Below are 19,070 nucleotides of genomic sequence, written 5' to 3' on the forward strand. Positions count from 1 at the left end.
ATGGGACTTTTTTTCTACACAAAAATAGGCTCCATAATATTTATAGGAGATTTACCCACTACAAATATTATAGAGCCTCTTTTTTTTAATTTCAGTAATTCATTTTGATCGCGTATACTTTTTATTTCCTGATTTGTTCAATGAATACTGTAGTTTAGGTACATAAATTAAAATTTAACAGATTGTATAATTCTCACAAACTTTTAAGAAAGTAATTGAAGAGTTTTTTCGTTCTGCCTATAATATATTTGTTTGTGCGATAAAAATTTCTGCTCTTTTGATTTTAAATAAGTATTAGTTTTCAATATAGTGTGAATTGGGTTTGATATCTCTTTTGAGGAAGCTGCCTTAGATTTTTCTACTTGTGTTTTATTGTATAGTGTATCTTGCTTGTTTTGAACAGAATCTTTTATGACATTTGTCATATTTCCTAGTGACAGAAGCATCTAGCTCCGCAAACTTCAAAAGTCTATAATTGAAGTATGAAATGGAGGAAGAAGAGATGAAAAATAAAATGATTGTCGCAGTGAGTCTAGTAGCAGCAGGAGTCATGACTTATCTCATGTTTTCAGGATTGGATGAAGATTTCTATCATTTTCCTTGGGATCTATTTGCAGGATTTGGAATGATGTCCTGGATTATCCGAGAAGGTTTGAAATTAGTCTCAGATGTGAAAAAGGAGTTTGAAAAATGAAAAAAGCGTTTCTCTATCTTTTTATTGGACTATCACTAGTGGTATGGTTTGTAGAAATGTTTACAGGTTGGTTTGATCAAGCCTTCCTTCACCAATTCATCCGTGGTGCCTGGGGATTAGGATTTATGATTTTTATCGCCTTTCCGATGGGAAAGGAGTGGCTGAAAGGAGAATATTATGAACATGATTAAGGTAGAAAGCCTAAATAAAAACATCAAGGGCAAGGCTATTTTGAAGGATATTTCCTTTGAGGTAGCTGAAGGTGAATACGTCGCCTTGATTGGGCCCAATGGTGCTGGAAAGACAACACTCTTGGACTGTTTGCTTGGAGATAAACTGTTCACCAGCGGTCAAGTATCCATCCAAGGCTTGCCAGTGACGAGTTCTAAGTTAGACTACACAAGATCCTACCTGCCTCAAGAAAATGTCATCGTTCAGAAATTAAAGATCAAAGAGTTGATTACTTTATTTCAACGTATCTATCCAAATCCCTTGAGTAACCAGGAAATCGATCAACTATTGCAGTTTGAAAAGCAACAAAAAGAACAATTGGCAGAAAAATTGTCAGGTGGGCAAAAGCGTCTCTTCTCTTTTGTCTTGACCTTGATTGGGCGACCAAAGCTAGTCTTTTTAGATGAGCCGACTGCGGCCATGGATACTTCAACCCGACAACGCTTTTGGGAAATTGTTCAGGAGCTAAAAGCTAAGGGAGTTACCATTCTCTATTCCTCCCATTATATCGAAGAGGTAGAGCATACAGCGGACCGAATCTTGGTCTTGAATAAGGGAGAGTTGATTCGCGATACAACACCTCTAGCCATGCGCAGTGAGGAGATTGAAAAGCACTTTATCCTTCCTCTAGCATACAAGGAAGTCATTGAGCAGTCTAACTTGATTGAAAACTGGTCACAAAAACAAGATGCTTTGCAAGTAGTTACACGTGAAGCGGATGCTTTTTGGCAACTGTTAGTGCAAGCAGGATGTAGGATTCAAGAAATTGAAGTCAATAATCGTAGCTTGTTGGATACAATCTTTGAAGAAACACAAAAGGGAGATGACTAAGATGAAACGATGGATCGCACTAAACAATATAGAATTTCTATTGACCAAACGACAATTAGTCTATTATCTATTATCCGTAGGGATGCCGACAGCCTTCTATTTATTCTTTTCAGGCATGTACCAGGACACACCCGGTGGACCGGCTAATTTTATGCGCGACTACCTCATCTCCATGACGGCTTTTTCCATGATGTCGACAGCTATGTTTTCATTCCCAGCTGTTTTACATACCGATAAAATCAACAACTGGCAGAAAACATTGCGCCATACCCCTGTAAATATGGTAGAATATTATCTATCAAAGATAACAAGTATGATAGTTGATTATTTGATCTCAATCCTGGTTGTTTTCTCAGTTGGGCACTTGGTCAGAGGTGTGGAGATGTCTTTAGGAAGCTGGATTGGGGCTGCGTTCTTGCTGATAGTAGGAAGTGTAGCTTTTGTAGCGCTTGGCTTGACCTTGACACTCTTGCCTTCTAGTCAGCTGATGTCTGTCGTGGGCAATCTTCTCTATCTAGACTTGGCTGTTTTAGGTGGACTCTGGATGCCCATCTCTTTATTTCCAGACTGGATGCAAGCAGTCGGGAAGTGCCTACCAACTTATCAGTTGATGGAGTTGCTCAAGACCTTCTTAAACGAGGGGAGCATCAATCTATCAGCCACAGTTTATCTACTTGTTTTTTCAGCAGTTTTGTTTGGTTTGACCATTTACCTTCAAGGTCATAAGGAGAATGCTTAATGCTTGAAAGACTGAAAAGAATACACTATATGTTTTGGGCCAGTTTAATTTTTATGATTTTCCCCATCCTACCTGTAGTGACTGGGTGGCTTTCTGCCTGGCATTTATTGATTGATATTCTATTTGTAGTGGCATATTTGGGTGTTTTAACAACTAAGAGCCAGCGCCTATCTTGGCTATATTGGGGCCTCATGCTGACTTATGTAGTTGGGAATACTGCTTTTGTTGCTGTTAATTATATCTGGTTTTTCTTTTTCCTATCCAATCTCTTAAGTTATCATTTCAGCGTAGGTGGTTTAAAGTCTTTACATGTCTGGACTTTTCTTCTTGCTCAAGTCCTTGTTGTGGGCCAACTGTTGATTTTTCAGAGAATCGAAGCAGAGTTTCTATTCTATCTACTTGTAATTCTTGCTTTTGTCGATTTAATGACTTTTGGCTTGGTTCGGATTCGGATTGTGGAGGATTTGAAAGAAGCTCAGGCTAAGCAAAATGCCCAGATAAATCTATTGCTTGCTGAAAATGAACGCAGTCGTATCGGTCAGGATTTGCATGATAGCTTGGGACACACTTTTGCTATGCTGAGTGTTAAAACTGATCTAGCCTTGCAGTTATTTCAAATGCAGGCTTATCCACAGGTGGAAAAGGAATTAAGAGAAATACAGCAAATTAGCAAAGAATCAATGCGTGAAGTGCGAACCATTGTGGAAAATCTTAAGTCTAGAACTTTGACATCCGAACTAGAGACTGTGAAAAAGATGTTAGAAATTGCTGGAATTGAGGTGGAAATAGCTAATCAACTAGATACAGCTAGCTTAACTCAGGAATTGGAGTCAACGGCTTCCATGATTTTGCTTGAATTAGTGACCAATATCATCAAACATGCTAAAGCGTCTAAAGTCTACTTGAAATTAGAACGGACAGAGAAAGAACTCATTCTAACAGTGAGAGATGATGGCTGTGGCTTTACTTCTATAAAGGGGGGTGACCTCCATACAGTTCGAGATCGTGTTCTTCCATTTTCGGGAGAAGTAAAGGTAATTAGTCAGAAACAACCGACAGAAGTGCAGGTTCGACTACCTTATAAGGAGAGAAAGTAGATGAAAGTGTTAGTCGCAGAAGATCAAAGTATGTTGCGAGATGCTATGTGTCAATTGCTCACGCTTCAACCAGATGTGGAGTCTGTCCTTCAAGCCAAGAATGGGCAAGAAGCAATCCAACTATTAGAAAAGGAGTCTGTAGATATCGCCATCCTTGACGTAGAAATGCCTGTTAAGACAGGTCTTGAAGTTTTGGAGTGGATACGAGCAGAAAAGCTTGAAACAAAGGTGGTTGTGGTGACGACCTTCAAACGTCCTGGGTATTTTGAACGTGCGGTCAAGGCTGGAGTAGATGCTTATGTATTAAAAGAAAGAAACATTGCAGAGCTAATGCAAACCTTGCACACCGTCCTAGAGGGACGCAAGGAGTATTCGCCTGAATTGATGGAAGTGGTGATGACGCATCCCAATCCATTAACAGAACAAGAAATCGCAGTTTTAAAGGGAATTGCTCAGGGCTTATCTAACCAAGAAATTGCAGACAAACTTTATCTATCCAACGGAACAGTCCGAAACTATGTCACCAATATTCTTTCTAAATTACATGCAGGCAATCGAACAGAGGCAGCTAATATTGCGAAAGAATCTGGTTGGTTGTGATGATATAATATTTTTTGAACATTATGTCTAAAATTGATGAGATTGAATGGAACAATATTAATTTTAGGAGGGTGGGATTCCTCCTTTTTCTTTTTTAGGGAGCACTACAAAAGAGCTAAAATTAACAATAAAAAAGAAAAATATCTTGACAACCAAGGGAAAATTTTGTTACAATAATAGACGGTACTTTTTACTTTTGGTCTCTCAAGAGTGTACAGGGACGTGCTGACAAATGTTGCAAAAGTACACACAGATGATAGCTGTCACCAAGTGTATCATCACCAAAAATAAAAAAACACAGGAGAATGTAGATGCCTACAATTAACCAATTGGTTCGCAAACCGCGTAAATCAAAAGTAGAAAAATCTAAATCACCAGCTTTGAACGTTGGTTACAACAGTCATAAAAAAGTTCAAACAAACGTTTCTTCACCACAAAAACGTGGTGTTGCAACTCGTGTTGGAACAATGACACCTAAAAAACCTAACTCAGCCCTTCGTAAATTCGCTCGTGTACGTTTGAGCAACCTTATCGAAGTTACTGCCTACATCCCAGGTATCGGACACAACTTGCAAGAGCACAGCGTGGTGCTTCTTCGTGGTGGACGTGTAAAAGACCTTCCAGGGGTACGTTACCATATCGTCCGTGGTGCACTTGATACTGCAGGTGTTAACGATCGTAAACAAGGCCGTTCTAAATACGGTACTAAACGTCCAAAAGCATAAGGAAAGGGGATAAAGAGAAATGAGTCGTAAAAATAGAGCTCCAAAACGTGACGTATTGCCAGATCCGCTTTACAATTCACAACTAGTTACTCGTCTTATCAACCGCGTTATGCTTGATGGTAAACGTGGTACAGCTGCTTCAATCGTTTACGGTGCCTTTGAGCAAATCAAAGAAGCTACTGGAAACGATGCACTTGAAGTATTTGAAACAGCTATGGAAAACATCATGCCTGTACTTGAAGTACGTGCACGTCGTGTTGGTGGTTCTAACTACCAAGTCCCAGTTGAAGTTCGTCCAGAACGTCGTACAACACTTGGACTTCGTTGGTTGGTAACAATCGCTCGTCTTCGTGGTGAACACACAATGCAAGATCGTCTTGCAAAAGAAATCTTGGATGCTGCTAACAACACTGGTGCAGCAGTTAAGAAACGTGAAGACACTCACCGTATGGCTGAAGCTAACCGTGCATTCGCACACTTCCGTTGGTAAAATCATGATGCTAGGAACGGTAAGGATGCAAGGTGAAAATAGGAAACTGACGCAGTATTCGACGAATACAAGGAAGTTTATCTTTTTCACACAGCATCCCGTTCCGGCTCAAATCGGCTAATTAACTTTAGCCCGAGTTCAATTCAATTTGTAAATCTACAAGTTGAAACCAACAATAGCATGAAAACATTGAGAACGGGTAGGTCCTGCCTATCCGTTTTTATTAAAATCATGTTATAATAGAATAGAAATCAAAAATAAATAGGAGAAACAAACCTCATGGCACGCGAATTTTCACTTGAAAAAACTCGTAATATCGGTATCATGGCTCACGTCGATGCTGGTAAAACAACAACTACTGAGCGTATTCTTTACTACACTGGTAAAATCCACAAAATCGGTGAAACTCACGAAGGTGCGTCACAAATGGACTGGATGGAGCAAGAGCAAGAACGTGGTATCACTATCACATCTGCTGCGACAACAGCTCAATGGAACAACCACCGCGTAAACATCATCGACACACCAGGACACGTGGACTTCACAATCGAAGTACAACGTTCTCTTCGTGTATTGGATGGTGCGGTTACCGTTCTTGACTCACAATCAGGTGTTGAGCCTCAAACTGAAACAGTTTGGCGTCAAGCAACTGAGTACGGAGTTCCACGTATCGTATTTGCTAACAAAATGGACAAAATCGGTGCTGACTTCCTTTACTCTGTAAGCACACTTCACGATCGTCTTCAAGCAAATGCACACCCAATCCAATTGCCAATCGGTTCTGAAGATGACTTCCGTGGTATCATCGACTTGATCAAGATGAAAGCTGAAATCTATACTAACGACCTTGGTACAGATATCCTTGAAGAAGACATCCCAGCTGAATACCTTGACCAAGCTCAAGAATACCGTGAAAAATTGATCGAAGCAGTTGCTGAAACTGACGAAGAATTGATGATGAAATACCTTGAAGGTGAAGAAATCACTAACGAAGAATTGAAAGCTGGTATCCGTAAAGCGACTATCAACGTTGAGTTCTTCCCAGTATTGTGTGGTTCTGCCTTCAAGAACAAAGGTGTTCAATTGATGCTTGATGCGGTTATTGACTACCTTCCAAGCCCACTTGACATCCCGGCGATCAAAGGTATCAACCCAGATACAGACGAAGAAGAAACTCGTCCAGCATCTGACGAAGAGCCATTTGCAGCTCTTGCCTTCAAGATCATGACAGACCCATTCGTAGGTCGTTTGACATTCTTCCGTGTTTACTCAGGTGTTCTTCAATCAGGTTCTTACGTATTGAACACTTCTAAAGGTAAACGTGAACGTATCGGACGTATCCTTCAAATGCACGCTAACAGCCGTCAAGAAATTGACACTGTTTACTCAGGTGATATCGCTGCTGCCGTTGGTTTGAAAGATACTACAACTGGTGACTCATTGACAGATGAAAAAGCTAAAATCATCCTTGAGTCAATCAACGTTCCAGAACCAGTTATCCAATTGATGGTTGAGCCAAAATCTAAAGCAGACCAAGATAAGATGGGTATCGCCCTTCAAAAATTGGCTGAAGAAGATCCAACATTCCGCGTTGAAACAAACGTTGAAACTGGTGAAACAGTTATCTCTGGTATGGGTGAGCTTCACTTGGACGTCCTTGTTGACCGTATGCGTCGTGAGTTCAAAGTTGAAGCGAACGTAGGTGCTCCTCAAGTATCTTACCGTGAAACATTCCGTGCTTCTACTCAAGCACGTGGATTCTTCAAACGTCAGTCTGGTGGTAAAGGTCAATTCGGTGATGTATGGATTGAATTTACTCCAAACGAAGAAGGTAAAGGATTCGAATTCGAAAACGCAATCGTCGGTGGTGTGGTTCCTCGTGAATTTATCCCAGCGGTTGAAAAAGGTTTGGTAGAATCTATGGCTAACGGTGTTCTTGCAGGTTACCCAATGGTTGACGTTAAAGCTAAGCTTTACGATGGTTCATACCACGATGTCGACTCATCTGAAACTGCCTTCAAGATCGCGGCTTCACTTGCCCTTAAAGAAGCTGCTAAATCAGCACAACCAGCTATCCTTGAACCAATGATGCTTGTAACAATCACTGTTCCAGAAGAAAACCTTGGTGATGTTATGGGGCACGTAACCGCTCGTCGTGGACGTGTAGATGGTATGGAAGCACACGGTAACAGCCAAATCGTTCGTGCTTACGTTCCACTTGCTGAAATGTTCGGTTACGCAACAGTTCTTCGTTCTGCATCTCAAGGACGTGGTACATTCATGATGGTATTTGACCACTACGAAGATGTACCTAAGTCAGTACAAGAAGAAATCATTAAGAAAAACAAAGGTGAAGACTAATCAGTCCTCACTCTAGAAGGAAGTCACTTAGTGGCTTCCTTTTGTCTTTAGAAAACACCTCTAAGTATGGTAAAATAGTAGGAGAATAATGTGAGGAAAATGAATGTCAAATAGTTTTAAAATTTTGATGAATCAACTGGGGATGCCTGCTGAAATGAGACAGGCTCCTGCTTTAGCACAGGCCGATATTGAGCGAGTTGTGGTTCATAAATTTAGTAAGGTATGGGAGTTTCATTTCGTATTTTCTAATATTTTACCGATTGAAATCTTTTTAGAATTAAAGAAAGGTTTGAGGGAAGAATTTTCTAAGACAGGCAATAAAGCTATTTTCGAAATCAAGACTCTGTCACAAGAATTTTCAAATCAACTCTTGCAGTCCTACTATAGAGAGGCTTTTTCTGAGGGGCCATGTGCTAGTCAAGGTTTTAAGTCCCTTTATCAGAATTTGCGAGTTCGTGCGGAGGGCAATCAGCTATTTATTGAAGGATCTGAGGCGATTGATAAGGAGCATTTTAAGAAAAATCACCTTCCTAATTTAGCGAAACAACTTGAAAAGTTTGGTTTTCCAGCTTTTAATTGTCAAGTAGAGAAGAATGATGTCCTGACACAAGAGCAGGAAGAGGCCTTTCATGCTGAAAATGAGCAGATTGTTCAAGCTGCTAATGAGGAAGCGCTCCGTGCTATGGAGCAACTGGAACAGATGTCACCTCCTCCAGCGGAAGAGAAACCAGCCTTTGATTTTCAAGCGAAAAAAGCTGTAGCTAAACCAAAGCTGGATAAGGCAGAGATTACTCCTATGATCGAAGTGACGACGGAGGAAAATCGTTTGGTCTTTGAAGGGGTTGTTTTTGATGTGGAGCAAAAAGTGACCAGAACAGGGCGTGTTTTGATCAACTTTAAAATGACGGACTACACTTCAAGTTTTTCGATGCAAAAGTGGGTTAAGAACGAGGAAGAGGCTCAGAAGTTTGATTTAATCAAGAAAAACTCTTGGCTCCGAGTTCGTGGGAATGTGGAGATGAATAACTTCACACGTGATTTGACTATGAACGTGCAAGACGTGCAGGAAGTTGTTCACTATGAGCGGAAGGACTTGATGCCAGAAGGTGAGCGTCGAGTTGAGTTTCATGCTCATACTAACATGTCGACCATGGATGCACTACCCGAGGTAGAAGAGATCGTTGCGACAGCTGCTAAGTGGGGACACAAGGCGGTTGCCATCACGGACCATGGAAATGTTCAGTCCTTCCCACACGGTTATAAGGCGGCTAAGAAAGCGGGAATCCAGCTGATCTATGGTATGGAAGCCAATATCGTGGAGGACCGTGTTCCTATCGTCTATAACGAAGTAGAGATGGACTTGTCAGAAGCGACCTATGTGGTCTTTGACGTGGAAACAACGGGACTTTCAGCTATTTATAATGACTTGATTCAGGTTGCGGCCTCTAAGATGTACAAGGGGAATGTTATTGCCGAATTTGATGAATTTATCAATCCTGGTCATCCCTTGTCAGCTTTTACTACTGAGTTGACTGGAATTACAGATGACCATGTCAAAAATGCCAAACCACTAGAACAAGTTTTGCAAGAATTCCAAGAATTCTGCAAGGATACAGTCTTAGTTGCCCATAATGCTACCTTTGACGTTGGCTTTATGAATGCCAATTATGAGCGTCATGGTTTGCCTAAGATTAGTCAACCAGTGATTGATACGCTTGAGTTTGCTAGAAACCTGTATCCTGAGTATAAACGTCATGGTTTGGGGCCTTTGACCAAGCGTTTTGGTGTGGCCTTAGAGCATCACCACATGGCCAACTACGATGCGGAAGCTACAGGTCGCCTGCTTTTCATCTTTATCAAAGAAGTAGCAGAAAAACATGGTGTGACCGATCTAGCTAGACTTAACATTGATTTGATTAGTCCAGATTCTTATAAAAAAGCTCGGATCAAGCATGCGACTATTTATGTCAAGAATCAGGTGGGTCTAAAAAATATCTTTAAGCTGGTTTCCTTGTCTAATACCAAGTACTTTGAAGGGGTGCCACGAATTCCGAGAACGGTTCTAGATGCCTATCGGGAAGGATTGATTCTGGGGTCGGCTTGTTCAGAAGGTGAAGTTTTTGATGCGGTTGTTTCCCAAGGTGTGGATGCGGCGGTTGAGGTGGCCAAGTATTATGACTTTATCGAGGTCATGCCACCAGCTATCTATGCTCCCTTGATTGCTAAGGAGCAGGTCAAGGATATGGAGGAACTCCAGACCATTATCAAAAGTTTGATAGAAGTGGGAGACCGTCTTGGTAAGCCTGTTCTGGCTACGGGAAATGTCCATTATATCGAACCTGAAGAAGAAATTTATCGTGAAATTATCGTCCGTAGTTTGGGTCAGGGAGCGATGATTAACCGAACTATTGGTCATGGTGAACATGCCCAACCAGCTCCTCTTCCCAAGGCTCATTTTCGAACGACCAATGAGATGTTGGATGAATTTGCCTTCTTGGGAGAGAAATTAGCTCGGAAATTGGTTATTGAAAACACCAATGCCTTGGCAGAAACCTTTGAGCCTGTTGAGGTTGTTAAGGGTGACTTGTACACGCCTTTCATCGACAAGGCTGAAGAAACAGTTGCTGAGTTGACCTATAAGAAAGCTTTTGAGATTTATGGAAATCCGCTGCCAGATATTGTTGATTTGCGGATTGAAAAAGAATTGACTTCCATTCTGGGGAATGGATTTGCCGTGATTTATCTGGCATCGCAGATGCTGGTTCAACGTTCCAATGAACGGGGTTACTTGGTTGGTTCTCGTGGGTCTGTAGGATCTAGTTTCGTTGCGACCATGATTGGGATTACGGAGGTTAATCCTCTCTCTCCTCACTATGTCTGTGGTCAGTGTCAGTACAGTGAGTTTATCACTGACGGTTCTTACGGTTCAGGTTTTGATATGCCCAATAAGGACTGTCCAAACTGTGGTCACAAACTCAGTAAAAACGGACAGGATATTCCTTTCGAGACTTTCCTTGGTTTTGATGGGGATAAGGTTCCCGATATTGACTTGAACTTCTCGGGAGAAGACCAGCCTAGCGCCCACTTGGATGTGCGTGATATCTTTGGTGAGGAATATGCCTTCCGTGCGGGAACGGTTGGTACGGTAGCTGCTAAGACTGCCTATGGATTTGTCAAGGGCTACGAGAGAGACTACGGGAAGTTTTATCGCGATGCAGAGGTGGAACGCCTCGCTCAAGGTGCAGCTGGTGTCAAACGAACGACAGGCCAACACCCCGGGGGAATCGTTGTTATTCCTAATTACATGGATGTCTATGATTTTACGCCTGTCCAGTATCCAGCAGATGACGTGACGGCTGAATGGCAGACCACTCACTTTAACTTCCATGATATCGACGAGAACGTCCTCAAACTCGATGTACTGGGACATGATGATCCGACCATGATTCGGAAACTGCAGGACTTGTCTGGGATTGATCCTAATGAAATTCCTATGGATGACGAAGGCGTGATGGCCCTCTTTTCTGGAACTGATGTGCTAGGGGTAACCCCTGAACAAATCGGAACGCCGACAGGTATGCTGGGGATTCCAGAATTTGGAACCAACTTTGTACGTGGGATGGTAGATGAGACGCATCCGACGACTTTTGCGGAGTTGCTTCAGCTCTCAGGTCTGTCCCACGGTACCGATGTCTGGTTGGGCAATGCCCAGGATTTGATTAAGCAAGGGATTGCGGATCTGTCGACCGTTATCGGTTGTCGGGACGACATCATGGTTTACCTCATGCATGCTGGTCTTGAACCTAAGATGGCCTTTACCATTATGGAACGGGTACGTAAGGGCTTGTGGCTCAAGATTTCCGAAGAGGAACGCAATGGCTATATCGAAGCCATGAAGGCTAATAAGGTGCCAGAGTGGTATATCGAGTCCTGTGGGAAAATTAAGTACATGTTTCCTAAAGCCCATGCGGCAGCCTACGTTATGATGGCCTTGCGTGTGGCCTACTTCAAGGTTCACCATCCCATTTATTATTACTGTGCTTACTTCTCAATCCGTGCTAAGGCCTTTGATATCAAGACAATGGGGGCGGGCTTGGATGCCATCAAACGCAGAATGGAAGAAATCTCTGAAAAACGGAAGAACAATGAAGCTTCTAATGTAGAAATTGATCTCTATACAACTCTTGAGATTGTCAATGAGATGTGGGAGCGTGGTTTCAAGTTTGGAAAACTCGATCTCTACCGTAGTCAGGCAACAGAGTTCCTCATCGATGGGGATACCCTCATTCCACCATTTGTAGCAATGGATGGTCTAGGAGAGAACGTTGCCAAGCAATTGGTGCGAGCGCGTGAAGAGGGAGAATTCCTGTCTAAAACAGAACTCCGCAAGCGTGGTGGACTCTCATCAACCTTGGTTGAAAAGATGGATGAGATGGGGATTCTGGGCAATATGCCAGAGGATAACCAGTTGAGTTTATTTGATGAGTTGTTTTAAAAAAATTAACAGACGGACAAATATTGTCCATCTGTTTTGTTATAGTTATAGTATAAAAGAAAAAGAGGTTTAAATGATGAACAATACAGGATTAGATAACAAATATCAATTTAAAAATTTTCTAGAAAAAGATGGTAATGCTTTGGCAAAGAAAGAAGCCTTAGAAGTAGTAAAGAACTTAGGATTAAAACATAATCCCTTTTATATTTATGGATATTCAGGTTCGGGTAAAACACATCTCCTTCAAGCAATTGGAAATAAGGTTCTTGAGAACGATCCAGAAAAACGAGTAAAATACATTTCTGCCGAAAACTTATTGGAAAATGAGCTAGAAATACAAAAAGTTAGAAGTGAAGAGTTTGATCTCCTAATCGTAGATGATATTCAGGTATTGGGAGAAAAAGATGATATGATTCAAGAAAAATTTTTTAACCTCTTCAATTCTTTATTTGGTAGGAATACGCAAATTGTTTTATCGGGTAATTCTGAACCAGATCAATTGAAAAATGTTCAATCTCGTTTGATTGTGCGTTTTAAGTGGGGAATGACAGTGTGTCTAAGATCGCTTGAAGATTAACAAAAAGGACTTTAGATGAATGATCAAGAGAGACTACTAACTATCTTTTTACGCTTACAGTTTGGAACTCCATTAGGAAAAAAGCAACTGGCTCAGGAATTTGAGGTTAGCGAAAAGACGATACAGAGAGATTTTTCGCTACTCCGTGATATTTTATCTAGTAACACCAGTTATAGTGGAGATTTGATTTATAACCGTAAAACGAATAAGTATTGTTTAGCAAGTAAGGCAGTTTTTAATAAAAAGGATATTCTCGTTATTTCAAAGATTTTATTGGAAAATCGAGCACTAAATCGGTCAGAAATTGATAGCTTACTAAAAAATTTACTGGTCTTAGTTCCCCATGATGATCAGAAAGAAATTGAACAGATCATTGGTAGTGAAAAGCTTAATTATGCTCCCTTAACGGATCAGCAAAATAGAATAGAGAAAATATGGAATTTATCAGAAGCTATTTTGCATGAACAGGTTCTAGATATTGTCTATCAAAAACCTTATTCTGAGTCTTCTAAGAGGCAGACTGTTTTGCCAGTCTCTCTTTACTATGATAGTCATTATTTCTATCTGGTTGTTTACCAGTTGAAACATGCTACTTATATTACTTTAAGAGTAGACCGTATCCAGTCATGGTCTCTTAGTGGTATAGAGAAACCCTCTATTTCTTATCGAGATAAATTTAGAGATGGTGACATTCGTAACGAGAGAGTAGATGCTTTTATCGGGAAGAAAATCAGTATTGAAATCGAGTATTTGTACGATCCGACGATTGTGATGGATCAATTTCCAAATGCAAAAATAGTTGGGAAAAATGGCGATTGGACTCATTTTCAGTTTGAAAGTCAGCATACACCGGGACTTAAACGCTGGTTACTGGGGCAAGGGGAAGCAGTTACTGTTTTGTCTCCTCGGATTTTAGTAGAGGATATGAGGAAAACAGTTCAAGAAATGATAGATAAATATAGATGAGGATAAAATGACTATTCAATTTACTTCTAAAAAGGTTGAAGAACTATTAAAAAAAGGGAATTTGCGGATTCCTTCTTATCAAAGACCATATAAATGGAACAGAAAACATATCCGTAATCTTTTTTATGATTTACGAGATGCTATGGGGAAAAAGGAATATCAGATTGGGTCCGTTATCTTGCATGAGAATGATGGACACTTAGATATTGTCGATGGACAGCAACGTCTAATTTCAATTTCCTTGTTTCTTTATTTATTAGATGATTTAGGGAATTATAAGGGTGCTAATCAACTCTTGAGTGCTGAATTAGGAGAGCTATCTTGCTATCATGCGAGTGAAAATTATAATGAGTGGGAAAATTTGACTCAATTGGTCGGCGAAAATCATGCAAAAGATATTTGCAACTTTTTATTGGAAAATTGTTCTGTCTCCGTGATTACTATGCCACAGGAACGATTATCAGAGGCCTTTCAGTTATTTGATTCTCAGAATAATCGTGGAAAATCTTTAGAACCTCATGATTTGCTCAAAGCCTATCATCTTCGCAAGCAAGATTCAGAAGACGAAAGAATTGTGGAAAAGTGGGAGCAATTTGTAGAAGATAAAGATTTAAGTCTCAAAGAGTTGTTTGATAAACATCTTTTTCGTATGAGACGTTGGTTTCGAGGAGAGACAGGATTGACAAACAAGCGTTATGGTTCTTATCTCCGTTTTACAGAGGATTTTATTGACGATTTTAAAGGCGTTGATTTGAATCAGAATTTTCCATATCTAGAATTGTATCGTCATATTGAAAACCTCATGTCCATTACTATGCCAATCATTGATGGAAGTAAATTTTTTGAGTATATTGAATCTGCTCATAAAACTATTAAAGAACATAAAGATTTTTTAAATGATGAGTTAGGATTTTCTGATGAACCTGAAGGGGAAGAAAAAAATGTAGCTTACCCAGAAGGTATGTTAAACATTTACAATAGCTCAAAAGGACGCTACCTCAAGTGTCACAATATATTCCTAAATATTTGCTCGCTTTTTGCAGATAGATTTGGAAAAGATGAGCTATCAAAGGAGATGGTAGAAACCTTGTTTATTTGGTCTTATTACCCTCGGGTTAAGTCTAAAGCCATATATGATGCAACGGTAGGGAAATACGCCGCTGGTGGAAGGTTTAGACAAAAAGAGGTTCAAAAACTATTTCAACTTTTATCTCATGCTGTCACTCCCAATGATTTTATGGTCAAGATAGATAGAGAGTTATTTGAAAATTATACTGTGGACAAGATTATAGAAGAGGAAAAAGATAAATGGTAGAAACACATATAAGCTTATCAGTTAATCGTTTGTTAAATGAAGATACCTATGCTATTCCTCTTTATCAGAGAAATTTTGCTTGGACTTATGATGAAATTGAGCAGTTATTGAACGACGTAGCAGATGCTTTTCAAGAAAATAGAGACAATTACTATATTGGAACATTAGTCGTTAATAAAGAGAATGACATTTTCAAAATCATAGATGGGCAACAACGAACAACAGCCCTTAATTTGATTGCCTTAGCTTTGAAGCATGAGTTTGGTTTTGATAGATTGAAAGCTGTAAATCTTACCTTTCCAGCTAGGAAGAAATCAAATAAGAATATTCAAGATTTATTTTCCAAGAAAAAAATTTTAGAGGGCGATGAAAATGAGCTGACTAGAGGTTACGGATATGCTAGAGACGCATTGAAAAAAGTGTTAGAAGAGCGCCAATTGAATCCTCAGTCTTTGGTTGATTATCTTTTTGAAAAGGTCATCATTTTTCGGAGTATACTTCCTGAGGATTTAGATTTGAATCTTTATTTCGAACGTTTCAACTCTCGAGGCGAACAACTAGAGGCTCATGAGATTCTCAAGGCACAAATGATGTCTAAATTTGGCGAAGATCAAGAAATGGCACAAAAATTTGCGAGAATTTGGGATGCCTGTGCAGAATTTGATAAGCCGGTAGCAAGTCAGTTTAAGATGCGGCGGAAGAGAGCAGATGACTTTCAAGAACGTGAACGTATTTTTGGATGGCATTTTACAAATTATTCATTTCATAATATTTATAATGATATTGATTTTCATCAAAATGAAAGAAGAAAGTTATCAGATATATTAGGAAAAAAGATAAATGAAAAAAATATAGAAGTAGAAAAAGATTTTGGCGATTATACTACAATCATTGATTTTCCAACATTCTTACTCCATGTATTGGCAATTGCGGAAGGTAAGAAAACTGATGAGATTCAACTAGATGATAAGAAACTCTTAGCACTATTTGATATAAAAAATAAAGATAAAGCTTGGGTTATTGAATTTAGTGAATTTCTTCTTAGAATAAAACATATTTTCGATAATTACATCGTTAGAAACTCGAATACGGATTCTTCAAGTAGAAATAAGGATGAATGGTTTTTACAGAAGGGGACTTATTATGAATATCAACCTAATGGGAAAGCGAAAGAGCATTACATAGTTGAAGAACGCTTTACTAAGAATACATTTTCAGATTCGGAAATTAACCAAAACATCATTCTTCTACAATCCATGTTTGCTGTGACTTTTACTGCTAATCGAGATAGTCGTTGGTTATATGAAATCTTGCAATTCCTCTTTAACAATATTGAAGAGTTAAATCAAACAGAATTTGCTAGTCAGTTTAAAGATTTTCTTGAAAAAATGGCAGTGAGATATGCTGAAGAAAGTTTGTTTGACAAGGATGGAAATATCAAAAGATATGGTGCCATTCGTGTTTATGATTTCAATTTTATAGATTATGTTTTATGGAAAAATTGTTCGGATTTAAAAGGAAAGTATTCGAGCGTTGAATTTGAAGATTTTAAGTTTACATATCGTCGTTCCATAGAGCACTGGTTTCCACAACATCCAAATAGTGATGAAATATTTGAAAAGATTGATGATAAATTTTTGCACTCCTTCGGGAATCTTTGTATCATTACAGATAGTCAGAATTCGAAGTTTGGAAATTTAGTTCCAATTGCAAAGTATAATCAATGGCAAGATATATTTTATCGTCAAAGTTTAAAATTACAGATGATGGCAGAGATAACTTCTAAAAAAGATTCTGGTTGGGGTCTGAAACAAATAACAGAACTGGAAAAAGAGATCTTGACTAGGGTAAATCATTTTATAGAAAATAAGTCATCAGAACAACGATAATCATCTATCCAAAGAGGCTAATGTATATCCAATAGATTTACATTGGCTTTCTTTTTTGTTAAAATAGTCTATAGAAAGAGGGTGAGAGTATGTCAAAGACGAGTATGAGCATCCGGCTGGATAGTGAGGTGAAGGAGCAGGCCCAACAGGTGTTTAATAACCTGGGAATGGATATGACAACAGCTATCAATATTTTTCTTCGTCAGGCTATTCAATATCAGGGTTTACCTTTCGATGTTAGACTAGACGAAAATCGGAAGTTGCTTCAAGTGTTAACGGATTTAGACCAAAATCGTAATATGAGCCAATCCTTTGAATCAGTCTCTGACTTGATGGAGGATTTGCGTGCTTAAGATTCGTTATCATAAACAGTTTAAAAAAGATTTTAAGTTGGCTATGAAGCGTGGTTTGAAGGCAGAATTATTAGAAGAAGTTTTAAATTTTCTTGTTCAAGAAAAAGAACTTCCTGCTAGATATCGTGATCATCAATTGACGGCATCCAAACATTTTCAAGGAGTTCGTGAATGCCATATCCAGCCAGATTGGCTTTTGGTTTATAAAGTAGACAAGTCGGAATTGATTTTAAATTTGCTGAGGACAGGCAGTCATAGTGATTTGTTTTAATAAATTTTAAGGGGGTCCTCATGAAACTAAGAATTTTTGCGGAAGATAAGCCGGCTGAGAAGGTATTTGAATATCAATTAGAACTTGCTGATCAAACAATTCTTCTATCAACAGAACTCTTGTCAGGTGCCATTGCTTTAGCAGGATTATTCTCTGCTTTGAAAGAAAAATAAAAATAGAAAAGAGAAACAACATGGTTTTACCAAATTTTAAAGAAAATCTAGAAAAATATGCGAAATTGTTGGTTTCGAATGGAATTAACGTGCAGCCTGGTCACACTTTGGCTCTCTCAATTGATGTGGAGCAACGCGAGTTGGCTCATTTAATCGTGAAAGAAGCTTATGCCTTGGGTGCGCATGAGGTTATCGTTCAGTGGACAGATGATGTGATTAACCGTGAGAAATTCCTCCATGCTCCGATGGAGCGTCTGGACAATGTGCCAGAATACAAGATTGCTGAGATGAACTATCTCTTGGAGAACAAGGCTAGCCGTCTTGGGGTTCGTTCTTCTGACCCAGGTGCCTTGAACGGTGTGGATGCTGACAAGCTTTCAGCTTCTGCTAAAGCGATGGGACTTGCCATGAAGCCAATGCGTATCGCAACACAATCCAATAAGGTTAGCTGGACTGTAGCAGCCGCTGCTGGACTTGAGTGGGCTAAAAAAGTCTTTCCAAATGCTGCGAACGATGAAGAAGCAGTCGATCTCCTTTGGGACCAAATCTTCAAAACTTGCCGTGTCTATGAAGAAGATCCTGTTAAGGCTTGGGAAGAGCATGCAGCTATCCTCAAGAGCAAGGCCGATATGCTTAATAAAGAGCAATTTTCAGCCCTTCACTACACAGCGCCAGGAACAGATTTGACACTTGGTTTGCCGAAAAACCATGTTTGGGAATCAGCTGGTGCTATCAATGCACAGGGTGAAGGATTCTTGCCAAATATGCCGACAGAGGAAGTCTTCACAGCGCCTGACTTCCGTCGTGCAGATGGTTATGTCACTTCTACAAAACCGCTTAGTTATAACGGAAATATCATTGAAGGTATTAAGGTAACCTTTAAGGATGGACAAATTGTGGATATCACTGCTGAGAAGGGTGATCAGGTCATGAAAGACCTTGTCTTTGAAAATATGGGTGCGCGTGCCTTGGGTGAATGTGCATTGGTACCAGATCCAAGCCCAATTTCTCAGTCAGGCATTACCTTCTTTAACACCCTTTTCGATGAAAATGCGTCAAATCACTTGGCTATCGGTGCAGCTTATGCGACTAGCGTAGTTGGTGGAGCGGAGATGAGCGAAGAGGAGCTTGAAGCTGCGGGGCTTAACCGTTCAGATGTTCACGTAGACTTTATGATTGGTTCTAACCAAATGGATATCGATGGTATCCGTGAGGATGGGACACGTGTACCACTCTTCCGTAACGGAGATTGGGCAAATTAAG

At 39.8% G+C, this 19,070-nt stretch carries 18 protein-coding genes; all 18 read left to right on the forward strand.

What is annotated here, in order from left to right; all coding sequences use genetic code 11:
* Nucleotides 1-487 precede the first annotated feature (487 nt).
* The 18 genes from K1I71_RS04505 to K1I71_RS04590 all read left to right on the forward strand — a co-directional run bounded on the left by K1I71_RS04505 (nucleotide 488) and on the right by K1I71_RS04590 (nucleotide 19,069).
* A complete protein-coding gene (locus K1I71_RS04505) occupies nucleotides 488-694 on the forward strand; it encodes a hypothetical protein (RefSeq protein WP_045605399.1) in 207 nt (68 codons plus the stop codon).
* Nucleotides 691-885, forward strand: coding sequence for a hypothetical protein (locus K1I71_RS04510; protein WP_045605402.1), 195 nt, complete (start codon nucleotides 691-693; stop codon nucleotides 883-885). Before K1I71_RS04505 ends, K1I71_RS04510 begins: the two co-directional genes overlap by 4 nt.
* A complete protein-coding gene (locus K1I71_RS04515) occupies nucleotides 872-1,756 on the forward strand; it encodes an ABC transporter ATP-binding protein (RefSeq protein ID WP_223330318.1) in 885 nt (294 codons plus the stop codon). The genes K1I71_RS04510 and K1I71_RS04515 overlap by 14 nt, the downstream gene beginning before the upstream one ends.
* 1 nt (nucleotide 1,757) lies before the next feature.
* Nucleotides 1,758-2,495, forward strand: coding sequence for an ABC transporter permease (locus tag K1I71_RS04520; protein ID WP_223330319.1), 738 nt, complete (start codon nucleotides 1,758-1,760; stop codon nucleotides 2,493-2,495).
* Nucleotides 2,495-3,592 (forward strand): sensor histidine kinase, encoded by a 1,098-nt coding sequence (locus K1I71_RS04525; protein ID WP_223330320.1) that lies wholly within the window; start codon nucleotides 2,495-2,497, stop codon nucleotides 3,590-3,592. The genes K1I71_RS04520 and K1I71_RS04525 overlap by 1 nt, the downstream gene beginning before the upstream one ends.
* Nucleotides 3,593-4,192, forward strand: a complete 600-nt coding sequence (locus K1I71_RS04530) for a response regulator transcription factor (RefSeq protein WP_125454662.1) — start codon at nucleotides 3,593-3,595, stop codon at nucleotides 4,190-4,192.
* Nucleotides 4,193-4,503: 311 nt separating this feature from the next.
* Nucleotides 4,504-4,917 (forward strand): 30S ribosomal protein S12, encoded by a 414-nt coding sequence (gene rpsL / locus K1I71_RS04535; RefSeq protein WP_001142332.1) that lies wholly within the window; start codon nucleotides 4,504-4,506, stop codon nucleotides 4,915-4,917.
* A 19-nt stretch (nucleotides 4,918-4,936) separates the two neighbouring features.
* Entirely contained in the window at nucleotides 4,937-5,407 is a 471-nt protein-coding gene (rpsG, locus tag K1I71_RS04540) for a 30S ribosomal protein S7 (RefSeq protein ID WP_000087873.1), read from the forward strand.
* Nucleotides 5,408-5,686: 279 nt separating this feature from the next.
* On the forward strand, nucleotides 5,687-7,768 hold the full coding sequence (fusA, locus tag K1I71_RS04545; RefSeq protein WP_000090348.1) for an elongation factor G: 2,082 nt from the start codon (nucleotides 5,687-5,689) through the stop codon (nucleotides 7,766-7,768).
* A 103-nt stretch (nucleotides 7,769-7,871) separates the two neighbouring features.
* Nucleotides 7,872-12,263, forward strand: coding sequence for a PolC-type DNA polymerase III (locus tag K1I71_RS04550; protein WP_223330321.1), 4,392 nt, complete (start codon nucleotides 7,872-7,874; stop codon nucleotides 12,261-12,263).
* A gap of 73 nt (nucleotides 12,264-12,336) precedes the next feature.
* Complete coding sequence (locus tag K1I71_RS04555; protein WP_078237923.1) at nucleotides 12,337-12,840, forward strand: DnaA ATPase domain-containing protein; 504 nt, start codon at nucleotides 12,337-12,339, stop codon at nucleotides 12,838-12,840.
* Nucleotides 12,841-12,855: 15 nt separating this feature from the next.
* Nucleotides 12,856-13,806 (forward strand): helix-turn-helix transcriptional regulator, encoded by a 951-nt coding sequence (locus K1I71_RS04560; RefSeq protein ID WP_223330322.1) that lies wholly within the window; start codon nucleotides 12,856-12,858, stop codon nucleotides 13,804-13,806.
* A gap of 7 nt (nucleotides 13,807-13,813) precedes the next feature.
* On the forward strand, nucleotides 13,814-15,121 hold the full coding sequence (locus K1I71_RS04565) for a DUF262 domain-containing protein (protein ID WP_223330323.1): 1,308 nt from the start codon (nucleotides 13,814-13,816) through the stop codon (nucleotides 15,119-15,121).
* On the forward strand, nucleotides 15,115-17,010 hold the full coding sequence (locus tag K1I71_RS04570; RefSeq protein WP_078237926.1) for a DUF262 domain-containing protein: 1,896 nt from the start codon (nucleotides 15,115-15,117) through the stop codon (nucleotides 17,008-17,010). Before K1I71_RS04565 ends, K1I71_RS04570 begins: the two co-directional genes overlap by 7 nt.
* Before the next feature lie 89 nt (nucleotides 17,011-17,099).
* Nucleotides 17,100-17,363, forward strand: coding sequence for a type II toxin-antitoxin system RelB/DinJ family antitoxin (locus K1I71_RS04575; RefSeq protein WP_000047860.1), 264 nt, complete (start codon nucleotides 17,100-17,102; stop codon nucleotides 17,361-17,363).
* On the forward strand, nucleotides 17,356-17,634 hold the full coding sequence (locus K1I71_RS04580; RefSeq protein WP_033688080.1) for a type II toxin-antitoxin system YafQ family toxin: 279 nt from the start codon (nucleotides 17,356-17,358) through the stop codon (nucleotides 17,632-17,634). The genes K1I71_RS04575 and K1I71_RS04580 overlap by 8 nt, the downstream gene beginning before the upstream one ends.
* Nucleotides 17,635-17,654: 20 nt before the next feature.
* A complete protein-coding gene (locus tag K1I71_RS04585) occupies nucleotides 17,655-17,807 on the forward strand; it encodes a hypothetical protein (RefSeq protein WP_223330324.1) in 153 nt (50 codons plus the stop codon).
* A gap of 20 nt (nucleotides 17,808-17,827) precedes the next feature.
* Nucleotides 17,828-19,069, forward strand: a complete 1,242-nt coding sequence (locus K1I71_RS04590) for an aminopeptidase (protein WP_223330325.1) — start codon at nucleotides 17,828-17,830, stop codon at nucleotides 19,067-19,069.
* Nucleotide 19,070 lies beyond the last annotated feature (1 nt).

Origin of the sequence: Streptococcus mitis, from assembly GCF_019929545.1 — a bacterium.
GTDB classification, from domain to species: Bacteria; Bacillota; Bacilli; order Lactobacillales; family Streptococcaceae; genus Streptococcus; species Streptococcus mitis_BU.